Raw genomic sequence first — 13,550 nt, 5'->3', positions numbered from 1 at the left:
AATCCTTCCCCACTCACATTTTATTTTTATACCTATTCTTCATAAGTATCAATCGCAAATAGTGGTTCACCTGCTTTAATACTTCCATCTCTAAGAAGTCTAATCTTCTGATTATCTTCAAGTTCTGTACATAATACAGGTGTTGCAATTGATGGTGCATGTTCTTTTAGATAATCAAGGTCAAGTTTTAACATCTTATCACCCTTTTTAACTTTCTGACCATTCTCAACATAGCACTCGAATCCTTTGCCTTCAAGCTTAACTGTATCAATACCAACATGAATTAACATGCTTATGCCTGTATCTGTCATAAATCCTATCGCATGTTTTGTGTCAAATACGAAGCATACTTCTCCATCTTCCGGTGCACTCACAATTACATCCTGTGGTGTTACAACTGCACCATCTCCCATCATTCTTCCTGCAAAAGCTTCATCAGGTGTTGTTGAAAGATCTGCTGCTATACCGCTTATTGGACTTGATATTATTACAGTTTCCTTAACCTTTTTATCTGTTTTTTCTATTTTACCACTATTAGCATCAACATTTCCACTATTTGTATCATTTATTTTTACTTTATCCACATTATTGTTGTTATCAGTGTTACTACTGTTAATATTACCAGTCTCCACAGTTTCTAATGGTGCATGTTCAAGATATTCTTCAAGATTAGCTTTAATAACAGTTACGCCCGGTCCATATATTATCTGTACACCCTGACCTTTATGGATAACACCTGATGCTTTTGTTGACTTTAGAAGTGCATCATCTACAAGCTTAGGCTCTCTTACTGTACATCTTAATCTTGTTGCACAACAGTCTACATCTTCTATATTAGCCGCTCCACCAAGTCCTCTTGTTATAATGGCACTTAATTCATCACTCTGATTAATACTATTATTGCTTACATCTGCATTGCCTTTTGCTGCTTCTCTCTTAGCATTAACATCAGCTTTTGTATATAATTTTGTCTCTTCGTCATCGTCTTCACGTCCCGGTGTCTTAAGATTTAACTTCTTAATAAGAACAGTGAATATTACATAATATAGTACAAAATATATAATTCCTACTGGAATAATTCTAAGCCAGCTAGTCTTAGCATTACCTTGTAATATACCAAATAATAATAGATCAAGGAAACCACCTGAGAATGTAAGTCCAACTGCAATATTAAGTATATGTGCAATCATATATGCACTTCCGGCAAGTATTACCTGAACTCCGAATAATACAGGTGCTACGAATAAGAATGAGAACTCAATAGGTTCTGTAATACCTGTTAACATACTTGTAAGAGCTGCTGATAACAAAAGTCCGCCTGCTGCTTTTCTCTTCTCAGGCTTAGCTGTACGATACATTGCAAGTGCTGCACCAGGAAGACCAAATATCATGAATATAAATTCACCTGAGAAATATCTTGTCGCATCTGCACTAAAATGTGTAATGTTAGCTGCATCTGCAAGCTGTGCAAAGAATATATTCTGTCCACCTGCTATAAGTTTTCCGCCAACTTCCATTGTTCCACCAACTGCTGTCTGCCAGAATGGAAGATAGAATACATGATGAAGTCCAAATGGGATTAATGCTCTTTTTATAATACCAAAAATAAGAGTTCCAAAATATCCTGTTCCTGTTACAAGTGATCCTAATGCATAGATTCCATTCTGTACAACAGGCCATACAAAATACATAAGTATTCCGACAAACATATATACAATTGTTGATATAATAGGTACAAATCTTGAACCTCCAAAGAATGATAAAGCGTTAGGCAATACAATCTTATGGAAACGATTATGAAGTGCTGCAACACCAAGACCGACTATAATACCTCCGAATACACCTATCTGTAATGTATTGATACCACATACAGATGTTATTGTTCCTTCAAGAACACCATCTGCTATACTTCCATCAGCAAGTACTTTACCAGTAAGTTCAAGCATCGCACTTATTGATATATTCATAACAAAATATGCGATAAGTGCTGAAAGAGCTGCGACTTCTTTTTCTTTTTTCGCCATACCTATCGCTACACCTACTGCGAATATCAATGGCAGATTATCGAATATTGCACTTCCGACCTTATTCATAATTACTAACAATGAGTGAAGTATTGTTCCATCTCCAAGTATTCCCTCAAGTCCATACGTTGCAATTGTTGTGGCATTGGTAAATGAACTTCCAAGGCCGAGCAACAGTCCTGCTACCGGAAGAATTGCTATAGGGAACATAAAGCTTCTTCCAATTCTCTGCAAAATACCAAAAATCTTGTCTTTCATAGTAATCTCTCCTTTTCAAAATATTAATATCCATACACGTGTGCCTTTATACTAAAATTCCAAAAATATATGCTTATTCATCATATATCTTCGAATAACTTATTTAATATTTTGACGCACAAAAAAGGCATTAACATGCATAAATATTGTGTGTTATTTATACATAGTTAATGCCTCGCAAAATAATCATATTCTGTAAGTTACATACTATAATAATATAGTAGCACTATGAATAATAATTGTCAAGTAAGTTTGAATTATTGAGATTCACTATATCACATCTTCTGCAACAAACGATAACTTTTTATAAAATATATTATCTCAAAGAATCCTGTGATTGCCCATGAGAATACATATAGAAGGTAGAGTGATGGAATTGTCTTAAAATATGCAAATATCGTATATACCCATACAACTCTGAACACGCATGAACCTATAATAACTATTACTGTTGGAACAAGACTCTTACCTATTCCTCTTGATGCTGCTATTGTACAGTCCATGAATGCACTTACACAATATGATAATCCCATTATCTTAATCTTCTCCATACCTGCATCTATTACCTCACTGCTATTAGTAAAGAATGAGAGAAACTCTCGTCCAAATATGAATAATAATCCACCAAGCAAAGCTCCTGTTGCAAATGAATAAAAAAGACTTATGAGATATGATTTCAATACTCTTTTTTTGTTGCCTGCACCAAGATTCTGTCCCATGAATGTCGAACATGCTGTATAGAATGCTGCCATAAGATTGTATATAAGCGTATCTGCATTAGTTGCTGCTGAATTGCCGGCGACTATTGTTGAATCGAATGAATTAATTCCAACCTGTATGAACAGATTTGCAATAGCAAATATCGCATTTTGCATACCTGCTGACAATCCCAGTATAAGTATCGCTCTTGAACGGCCTGAATATATTCTCACATTCTTAAAGTTAAAATTACATATTCCTTCATCTCTAATCATATGCCACATAATAAGCACTGCTGACACATACTGTGAGATGATACTTGCAAGTGCAACACCTGTTGCCGCCATGTTGCATACTATTACAAAGAATAGATTAAGCACAATATTAAGAACACCTGCTATCGTAAGATATGTAAGTGGTCTTTTGGTATCACCATTGGCACTTAGTACAGCATTACCAAAATTGAATATTCCAAGTGCCGGCATTCCAAGTGCATATACTCTAAAATACATTACTGCTCCATCTATAAGATTATCTTTAGTCTTAATCAATGTAAGTAATGGTGTTGCAAGTAACAGACATATCACTGTAATAATAATTCCTGCCGCAAGGCATATAAGAAATGCTGTATGTATTACCTGTGTTGCAGCTTTATGATCTTTAGCACCAAGATGCTTAGCAACTACTACATTAACACCACTTCCAAGCCCTATAAGAAATCCTGTAAAAAGCGTCACAAGTATTGTTGTCGAACCTACTGAACCAAGCGCATTGGCACTTGCAAATTTACCAACAACCGCAACATCTGCCATATTAAAAAATACCTGTAATACTTGTGACATCATAAGCGGCAGACTAAACAGAAGAATTTTTTTCATCAATGACCCACTTGTCATATCATAATCTTTCATATATTTGTCCTTTCCTTTTCTTTAGTATACTTTATTAATTCATTGCGCTACTATTGTTAATCAATAACGTATATTTACTTTATTTTTTTAACAAGCATTGCTTATTATATATCATATTTTTAGAAAAAGAAATTACATTTTAATTAGAAAAATTATATATTTTTTCGCATATACAATCTCGCCGGTCTATGACCTGCACCTGTCTGATATTCCTGTGTCTCAATTACATAATCAGCTATCTTCCTTCTAAAATTAGCTGGTGGTGTACTCTCGCCAAGAATAGTCTCCTGAATTGTCTGCAATGATGTAAGTGTGAACTTCTCCGGCAGAAAATCAAACAATACTTCAAAAGATTTAGCATTCTTCTTAAGTAATGAGTACGCTGATGCTATTATTGCAGCATGATCAAATGCTAACTCTCCTCTGTCTATTATCTCATATTCATAATTGCCAAACTTCTTACTCTTAAGTCTAAGCACTGCTGTAAGAACAACATTCTCTCTCTCAAGCTTAAGTTCATAATTACCATCCTCTGTCTGTTCAAAAGATATATTAAACCATCTTGCATCAATAGCATCATCGCCGCCCATAGCCTTAACTGTACTGCTATCAATGATAGTTGTATATGCATTAGAGATAATTCTCCCTCTCTTATCTCTGTCACATTCACTAAATGTTCCTACCGGCATAATAGCTGATGGTCTTACATTAGTCTCTTCTTCTATCTCACGAAGAGCGCACTCTGTAAGAGTCTCGTCCATCTTCATAAATCCACCTGGCAAAGCCCAATGATTCATATATGGATGCTCACCCCTCTTAATAAGAAGAAGTGATAATCTGTTACCTGTATTATCTCTGCGCCAATTCTTAGCCTTCTCATCTCTTACAGAAAATGCGACAATATCTGTTGTTACTGATGGTCTGTCATAGTCTTTGATATTATATGATGAGAGGAATAACTTCTCATCATTCTCCTCGTTACCAGTCTTACCTTTGAATACAGTCTTAAGCTCATTCTTAGAATAATCTGAGTAAAATAGTGGAATAACCCCGTTAATATAAGCTGAACCCCTCTCAGTAAGATATATTCTGTCACCTTTTATCTCCATAAGTCCATTATCTATGACATAACGTACCTCGTCCTTAAAGTGTTCTTTAAAATCAATGCCAAATCGTTTCTTAAAAGCTGCCATATCTACAAATCCAAAATAGAATGATACCGATACCATCTTTGCTATAGACTCCTCAATCGGAAGTCTGTATATATCCTGGAACGGAAGCTCTCCCCTGTTAATAGCTTCCTCATATCTCTCCATTCTCTTCTCTGCTGCACCAAGATTATATGCAAGGTAGTTCATTCCAAATGATTGAGCACCAAGTCCCATTCCTACATATGGAGTTCCCTCAATTACTCGTCTTGTAAGATAATCACTTGTGCCATAATCTCCCTCTATACGGCTGAATGTATTCTTGCCTATATTAGCATTGTAACCATGACAAGTAAGTGTACGATATGCTATTGTATACTGATACATTGCCTTATATATGGATACTCCGCCTGCTTCATATTCAATCTTAGTGCCTTTATACCTGTTTCTGTAAAGTGTTATATGATCCGGCTTAAGTCCTATTGCATATAAAAGAGTATTATCAAAATCTTTATCTGACTGATTAAGAAATCCATACATAAGATCTATGTTAAAAGATTCAAATCCCGCTTCTCTTATATTAGCAACTGCCTTCTCATATATACTCTTAGAACCATCCCTTCCAAGTTCCATAAGTAACCTCTCGGATACAGTCTGTACTCCCATACTTATCCTTCTATATCCCATCTCATACAGTGCATTAATCTTCTCAGGCTCCATAGCTGCTATAACCGGTGTAGTCTCAACACTTGCTATCACTCCCTCTTTGACATCAAAGTATTCATATACTGCATCTGTTATCTTCTTAAGATTCTCAACTGACAACTTAGATGGCGTGCCTCCTCCAAGATCATATCCTATTATCTTCTTCCCTCTTAAGATATCAGAATACATAGCCATCTCTTTTAATAGAAGTTCTACATACCTGTCTTCCACTGATTCATCCGGATTCTCAAGTACAACATATTCACAGAACTTGCATCGTGCTTTGCAAAATGGAATATGAATATAGATTGAAAGTTCATCTACATCTCTCCATTCTTCTTCTACAAACTTACGTATCTCTTTCCCGTCCTTAAGTCTGTACTGCATAAATGAAGCTGGTGTCAGTGGATACGCTGTATTCGCATAGTGATGATATAATAACCCTGTCTCATATACCTCTTCACAACTAAGTTTCTTTTCTTTCCCTTCATTATTAATTATCTCTCTCTTCATTAAATGGCACCTCTTCTTATTGGCTTTGATTTATATTTGTTATTCACATTTTGATAATATCACTTTGATAATAAGATGTCAAGCGCTTTTATACAAAAAAATTGCAACTCCGGATTTTTATCCAGAATTGCAATTTCCTTACTCTTATGTCCTATGATTTTATTATATAATTATTCCGATTACTACATGCCACATATAGTAAATTACTGCTTTCTCAATATAATATCTTCGTTCCCTTAATCAGATTATTCAAGAACTAATAATAATCCCATCTTGAACTTGCCATTAGCTGTTACACTGTGAAGTCCATCTTTTTCAAACCTAAAGTTCTCGCCTGCTGATATCTCATAATCTTTACCTTCGTATCCGATTACAGCCTTACCCTCAAGTGCAAATATAATCGCATTGCCAGGTGCTCTGTGTGGCTGTAAGCCTGTTCCTTCATCAAATGCCATAAGAACAAATTTCATTGTCGGATTACTTACAACATCAAGGTTGCTTATACTTCCTGTCTCATATGAGATAAGATCCTTTAATTTCATTACTTCGCCTGCTTTTACAATATTATTCATAATTATCTCCTTTTTAATAATAATCTCTGTATAAACTGCACCTGTTTCGCTTTCTGCTCCACATAGTGTTTTACCTGGTATAACAAGCAGATCACCCTTTGTAAGTTCTGCTTTTTTCTTGTCTTCACCGATTATAAAATCAGCTTTTCCTTCTGCGCCAATATAGATGGCTGTTACATCATACGTCTCCTGACTTATTGAAGTATTCGCTCCAAGTGAGAAGAATGTAACTGTATTCTCCAAACCAAGACCTGCATCCCTTGAGATTGTCATGTTATCTCTTATCGGACGTAACTGACTAACTGTGAATTTTCTCTCCATATAGTTTCCTTTCTATATCCATGGTCACATTGTTACTGCTTAATCATAATACTATACTTTTATGATATTTTCGGTTGCCACTGCAACTATTAATATAAAAAATCTATTAACCAAACATTAACTATCCTATTCTAAACCAGTGACACCGGCACTATATTTCTAATCACTTTATTATCATATCCAATCTCATCAACTACCACTTTTACATCAAATATTCCTGATATATTCTTTTCATTCAGTACATCAGAAGCTGCACCATAATAGCAATCTCCTCTACGATTAAGCATAAATGCCTCATCGGCTACACGCATAGCATTAGTCGGATAATGCGTATTCATAATAGCCCCAATACCATCATCATGTGCAAGACGCTCAATCATATTAAGAACAAGTATCTGATTATGAAAATCCAGCCCTGTCTCAGGTTCATCAAGTACAATAAGCTCAGGTTCATTGATTAAAGCTCTTGCGATAAGAACCATCTGAAGTTCCCCACCGCTCATATGATTACAGTCCTTATTCGCAAGTCTTGTTATCCCGACTCTCTCCATCATATTCTCTGCCATCTCAATTTCTTTTTTCCCCGGCTGTTCAAACATTCCAAGATGAGAACTCCTACCCATCATAACCATCTCAAGTCCGGTATATGAAAAAGCAAAACCATGAGTCTGTGGTATATATGATATCTTACTCCATATCTCTCTTGGCTTAAGACTCTTAATATCCACCCCATCAATATATGTCGCTCCATTAGTCCAATTAAGAAGCCCCATCATACATTTTAAAAGTGTAGTCTTACCTATTCCATTAGGTCCAAGCACAGAAAGTATATGTCCTTCTTCAAGCCTAAGATTAATATTCTTAAGTATCTCTTCCTGTTTTGGATAGCCAAAACATCCATTCTTTACTTCAAAAATCATCGCAATCCACTCCTGTTCTTCTTAAGCAAAGATATAAATACCGGTGCTCCAATAATCGCTGTAAGCACTGAAAGTGGAAGTTCTATGACACTGACAGTTCTTGAAAGCGTATCAATTATAATCATAAAACCTGCTCCAAGACTTATGCTAAGTGGAACAACATACCTGTTATTACTTCCAACCAACATTCTTGCACAATGTGGAATTAACAAACCTATCCATCCTACCTGTCCACACATCGATACTGCTGATGCTGTGATTATTGTTGATGCGACGATAAATATTATTCTCGTCTTTTTAATATCTATACCACTTGCTTTTGCTTCATCCTCACTAAGTGCAAGTATATTAAGTCTCCATCTGAATAACCATATTACAACTATTCCAATTAATATAAGCGGTGAACCTATTAATATCTTCTTATAAGTTGCACCTGTAAAACTCCCCATAAGCCAATAAGTAATCTCCGGAAGTTTATCCTGCGGATCTGCTGTATATTTGAGAAGAGAACCTATCGCATTAAAAAGTGATGACGCTATAACACCTGCAAGTACAAGATATACCATAGAACCATCTCTATTCTTACCTGCAACTTTCATAGTAAATAATACTGATGCAAGTCCAAATATAAGTGCTATTATCTGTGTAGGTACAATTCCACATGATAATATAATTGCAAGAATCGCACCCACACATGTTCCACTTGTTACTCCAAGTATGTCCGGTGTCGCAAGTGGATTAGAGAAAAGTGACTGGAATGTATTACCTGCACAGGTAAGACCTGCACCGACAATAACAGCCATAATAATTCTTGGAAGTCTTAAATTAATAATGATAGAATAATTCTTAATGTCATCTTTTTCTCCTGTAAAGACAGAAGCAATAGCCTTAATAACATCCCGAACCGGAACATTCATACGTCCTGCGCATATACAGATTATTGCTGTTATCAAGGGTATGATTATCATAAGAATGACAGCCTGTAATGTAAATTTACCTTTTTTTATCCAAAAATTATCCTTCATTAGTAATTCAACATCTCCTGCATATCTTCATCTGTCACATCATATCCATACCAAGTCTTGTAATATTCTCTTATAGTATCTTCAAGTGGATAATCTGCAAATGCTTCTGGATATGTCTTACATGCCATCCACGCATATACAAGTGGTGCATCAGGATTTGGTGTAAACCAATTCCACATACCAAGTGTTGTATTATATACTCTCTTATTATTAACTGCACTTAATGTCTGAAAATCTGCTCCCTCAACATTATTGTTAAGCACATCCTCGGTTGTAAGCGATAAAAGCCCCGGTCCATCAAGGAATAAGATATCAGTATCCCAACTATATAGCTGTTCCATATTAACCTGTGTAAATCCTTTGGCATCTGCTGCCACAACATCTGTAACACCAAGGTGTTTTAACCAGAATGTACCAAATGTACCTGCTCCTGATACCTGTGGAATTCCATCTGCATATTTCCATAGAATCATTGCAGTTGGTCTTTCTGATTCAGGAATTGCATTAATTCTATCTTCTACATCAGTAATTATCTTATTACCGGCTTCTTTGAATTCATCAGTCTTGCCCTCTTCTCCAAATACATCTTCAAGAAGATTAAGCCATTCCTGATATCTTACAAGAGGATCTGCATCTGTGCTTGCACCAACTGTTGCAAATCCTATACATGGTATTCCACTTGCTTTTAGGACTTGTGCATGCTGTGCATTACCTGCATTATAGAGAATAACATCCGGTTCAAGTTTCATAATCTCTTCAATATTAAGATCGCTCTGCGCATATACTGTATCTGATGATTCCATAAGTTCTGGTGCTATATCTTTTAACACAGTCTTAGTTATTGTATCCTTAAAAGAACCACAATATCCGACAATATTAGGTGCTGAGCCTTCAAAATATGACATATATGTTGACAAAATAGGTATCTGATCTATTACAACTTTAGTTATCTTATTAGGAACTTCTACTGTATTGCCACCATGGTCAACTACTGTATGTGTTCCATTCTCATCTAAAGTATCTTTTGTATCCTCTTCTTTACTGCTCTTATTAACTTCACTTTCTGCTGCAACCTGTGATTCCTTAGTTGTTGCATTATCTGTCGCTTTACTACCTGAACATCCTGCAAATAATGACACTGTCATACAAGCTGCAAGAAGTACTGTTAAACTTTTTCTCATAATATCCTCCTGTTATTACAAATGCTTTATTTATATACAACTTATTTTTATTAGTTATTTCTAACTCACGTTTGTGAATTATAACATAAGATTATTCTTCTGTCCGTTGCCATGGCAACAAATATTCAGATATATTTTGAGAAAAATTATCATATTTAGGCTGATACTTCTCTTAGTTGCCTCTCCTAATAGATACACTTCTAAAAGGAACTTACTGCTTTATTTATCTTCTATACACTTCTCTTTTTGATATATTTTATATAAAAAAAGAAGCCTAAACAAATTAGACTTCTTTTTCTTATCGATGATTTATTTTTAATTGGATGATTTACTTATCTTCTCATTACTTCACAGTAACTTTAAAATTACTAAATGAAGCATTATTAGAATTCCACCATGAATAAAAATTCAGGTATCCGATATTGCTATAATGTGACAAATCAACTGTCACCGTATTAGCATTAGTATATGAATAATCAGCACTTCCAAGCCATCCACCATTAGATGTATATACATGTGCTGCACCATTACCGGTTGAATTAGCTGATACATTGAATGTAAGAGCTGTTATTGTCTTACCTGCATATGCGCTAAGATCAATCTTGCCATCTACTAACTGTACATCATAAGTTCCTGCTGATGCACCAGATGTATTATTACCAGCATTAGTTCCATTATTACTTCCAGAATTATTAGCCGGTGCATCACAAGGTTCGAATATCCATAACTGATTAGTACTTCCTTTACATTCGTACTCACAGACATTAGTTCCTCTTACATTCTTAGCACCTGCTACATCTATACATGATCTTGCATCTGAACATACTGTAAGAATAGCATACTGTCCATCTGTACTAGTCTTACCAATCATATATTTTTGTGCTGTAGCCTGATTAGCTGTATATAACTGAACATTAGTTGAATTATCAGCTCGTCCATAGTCAATATCAAGCATATATCCAGAACCATTCATAAGAGTAAATACTCCATCCGGTTCATTCTTAAGATACCATCTCTGACCTGTTGCGCCATCACCATCGCCAATCTGAACATTAGTATTATTACTCATTACAGATGAATCATCTGCTTCAAGATATTTCTGTGATTTAACACCTTTTATATAGTACCATCCATCCTGAAGCACTTTATTAGTTGACTTTGTAACTCCTGATGTTGCCGTATTATTGTTGCTTGTATTACTGTTGTTACCTGTATTTGTATTATTACCTGTATTACTGTTGTTACCTGTATTTGTATTATTACCTGTATTACTGTTATTGCCTGTATTCGCATTGTTTCCTGCATTAGCATTGCCAGTATTACTATTATTACCAGAATTAGAAACATTACCCGTTGTAACACCTTTTCTAAAAGGACTTACATTCTTCTGGCTAACAAACTTACTCATTGCACTATCAGTAATATATACATAATATTTATCTGTATTCTTGCATCCTGCATAAGCATTACAAAAATACTTAGTATTATAATTATAATTCTCTGTTGTCTTAATCAATTCATATCCATAATTCTCTGTAGAAGGATTCCATGACGCTACATTATAAGCTGAATTATATGAATATGTACCAGCTGTACTATTCTCATTAGCCGCAGTATAATTGCCTGCTTCTCTATATGATGCCTTTTTATCAATAGCAACTTCTTTTCCTTGTACACCTGCAAAATAGCAATTCTCAACAAGGAAAGTAGCTCCTTCTCCTGCGATTACCTGTGATGTACCGGAATCTATATTAGAAGAAGTATTAACATAATAATTATTATAAATATGGGCATAACCATTACCAAGCTGTGGACATCTTCTTACACAATCACGCCACATATTGTACATTACAGACGTTCTGCATCTTGAAGTCTCTGAATTCTGTGTTCCATAAGCTACAGTCCAATAACGGTTCTTAAACACATTATAAGATAAAGTTATATAATCAGGACTTCTCTTTAGATCCTTTGCATCATAATAACTCGCATAAGGTGTATTAACCCATATAAACTTACCGACTTCATCTTTACTTCTTGTAAGTGTACTATTAAATGTACAATGATCAATCCAGATATTTCTTGATGACCAGATCTGAACAAGAATCTTATTAGCATTCTTCTTCGCAAGGAAATTAACATTACGGATAACAATATTATCACTTGGTTCATCCTTACCATACTCATTATTTGTTCTTAACTGGCAATCATTAATAACAGGTGTTGAATATGCTCCAACAAGAGTCTTATTATCTCTTATTCTCATATATCCAGCCTGTGAACAATCAATATTACCATTAACAACTATTGTAAGTGGTTCTGTTAAATTAAGATATTTCTTCAAATCATTAACATTTGAAGCATATACTGTCTTACCAAACAATCCGCCAACTGTTCCAGCTTTCTGACCATTAGCTGTATTACAATTAGCTGCAAATCCTTCAAGTCCATCAAGATTAATCTTAAAAAGCTGATAATCGTTCCCCGTATAATTCTCAACTCTTATACTATTGTCAGCAGCATTAAAAGTTAAAGCTTTTGATGAATCACTGCTGTTTACAATCCTGTAAAAAAGATAGTAGCCTTCATAATCTTTCTTCACGCCTTCTATCTTCCATCTCTGCGAATTATCGTGCTTATTCTGTGCTATGACAGCAGTTCCATTATTATTGGTAATAACATAACCTGTCTTAACATTGACAATCTCATAGACACCTTCCTGCACATAATTCAAGTACCATTTTTCATTATCTTCGCCATTCTCGTTCCAGGTGTTCAACTTAGAACCATCTGAAAAACCAGATATATTGACATTATTAACCGTATCTCCTACTCCGATTCTAAACTTAGAAATTGGATAACCCGTTGCCGCATTAACAGTTCTTCCCGGTATTACAATAGCCAAACATACTGTCATAACAAGACATACTGCTACTAACAATGTTAGCAAACGCTTCTTTTTCATTACTATTTTTCTCCTTTACAACAACCAAAAAACACTGAAAAAACATTACTATTTTTACCTGTTTCTTAGGAAACTACACACTGGATCCTCATATGCATAAACACATTAACATTTTTTTATAAATTATTCAAGGTTTTTTTATACTTTTAATTTATTTATTAATACAGCTAATATGTCCTTTTGTGCTAGTTTATTTTAAAGCATTGAAAAATATAGCATTGTACTCGTTTGCATATTTTAAGTTTTCTATTAATTTTTATTCATTTATTTTATTTTAGCAGTAAGTTAATATACTGAACTAATGCATAAAA

The 13,550-nt window shown here is 34.8% G+C and carries 8 protein-coding genes; all 8 read right to left on the bottom strand.

The window, feature by feature from the left end; genetic code table 11:
* Nucleotides 1-32: 32 nt before the first annotated feature.
* The 8 genes from KQI85_RS05105 to KQI85_RS05070 all read right to left on the bottom strand — a co-directional run bounded on the left by KQI85_RS05105 (nt 33) and on the right by KQI85_RS05070 (nt 13,239).
* Nucleotides 33-2,282 (bottom strand): PTS transporter subunit IIABC, encoded by a 2,250-nt coding sequence (locus tag KQI85_RS05105; protein WP_216575021.1) that lies wholly within the window; start codon nt 2,280-2,282, stop codon nt 33-35.
* A 275-nt stretch (nt 2,283-2,557) separates the two neighbouring features.
* Complete coding sequence (locus KQI85_RS05100) at nt 2,558-3,892, bottom strand: MATE family efflux transporter (protein WP_216575020.1); 1,335 nt, start codon at nt 3,890-3,892, stop codon at nt 2,558-2,560.
* A 152-nt stretch (nt 3,893-4,044) separates the two neighbouring features.
* The gene (locus KQI85_RS05095) at nt 4,045-6,258 is read right to left on the bottom strand and encodes a radical SAM protein (protein WP_216575019.1); all 2,214 of its coding nucleotides are present in this window, start codon (nt 6,256-6,258) and stop codon (nt 4,045-4,047) included.
* 245 nt (nt 6,259-6,503) lie between these two features.
* On the bottom strand, nt 6,504-7,151 hold the full coding sequence (locus tag KQI85_RS05090; protein WP_216575018.1) for a cupin domain-containing protein: 648 nt from the start codon (nt 7,149-7,151) through the stop codon (nt 6,504-6,506).
* Between the two features lie 131 nt (nt 7,152-7,282).
* Complete coding sequence (locus KQI85_RS05085; protein WP_216575017.1) at nt 7,283-8,071, bottom strand: ABC transporter ATP-binding protein; 789 nt, start codon at nt 8,069-8,071, stop codon at nt 7,283-7,285.
* Entirely contained in the window at nt 8,068-9,096 is a 1,029-nt protein-coding gene (locus KQI85_RS05080; protein ID WP_216575016.1) for an iron ABC transporter permease, read from the bottom strand. Before KQI85_RS05080 ends, KQI85_RS05085 begins: the two co-directional genes overlap by 4 nt.
* Nucleotides 9,096-10,277, bottom strand: a complete 1,182-nt coding sequence (locus KQI85_RS05075; RefSeq protein WP_216575015.1) for an ABC transporter substrate-binding protein — start codon at nt 10,275-10,277, stop codon at nt 9,096-9,098. Before KQI85_RS05075 ends, KQI85_RS05080 begins: the two co-directional genes overlap by 1 nt.
* 343 nt (nt 10,278-10,620) lie before the next feature.
* Nucleotides 10,621-13,239, bottom strand: a complete 2,619-nt coding sequence (locus KQI85_RS05070) for an RICIN domain-containing protein (protein ID WP_216575014.1) — start codon at nt 13,237-13,239, stop codon at nt 10,621-10,623.
* Between the last annotated feature and the right edge of the window lie 311 nt (nt 13,240-13,550).

Source organism: Falcatimonas sp. MSJ-15 (assembly GCF_018918265.1).
Lineage (GTDB): Bacteria > Bacillota > Clostridia > Lachnospirales > Lachnospiraceae > Falcatimonas.
This window is presented reverse-complemented; position numbering and strand designations above follow the sequence as displayed.

Bases quoted from the DNA above. Each gene is read 5' to 3' on its own strand.
- KQI85_RS05075 (WP_216575015.1), bottom strand. From the start codon at position 10,277: ATGAGAAAAAGTTTAACAGTACTTCTTGCAGCTTGTATGACAGTGTCA.
- KQI85_RS05105 (WP_216575021.1), bottom strand. From the start codon at position 2,282: ATGAAAGACAAGATTTTTGGTATTTTGCAGAGAATTGGAAGAAGCTTT.
- KQI85_RS05085 (WP_216575017.1), bottom strand. From the start codon at position 8,071: ATGATTTTTGAAGTAAAGAATGGATGTTTTGGCTATCCAAAACAGGAA.
- KQI85_RS05095 (WP_216575019.1), bottom strand. From the start codon at position 6,258: ATGAAGAGAGAGATAATTAATAATGAAGGGAAAGAAAAGAAACTTAGT.
- KQI85_RS05090 (WP_216575018.1), bottom strand. From the start codon at position 7,151: ATGGAGAGAAAATTCACAGTTAGTCAGTTACGTCCGATAAGAGATAAC.
- KQI85_RS05100 (WP_216575020.1), bottom strand. From the start codon at position 3,892: ATGAAAGATTATGATATGACAAGTGGGTCATTGATGAAAAAAATTCTT.
- KQI85_RS05070 (WP_216575014.1), bottom strand. From the start codon at position 13,239: ATGAAAAAGAAGCGTTTGCTAACATTGTTAGTAGCAGTATGTCTTGTT.
- KQI85_RS05080 (WP_216575016.1), bottom strand. From the start codon at position 9,096: ATGAAGGATAATTTTTGGATAAAAAAAGGTAAATTTACATTACAGGCT.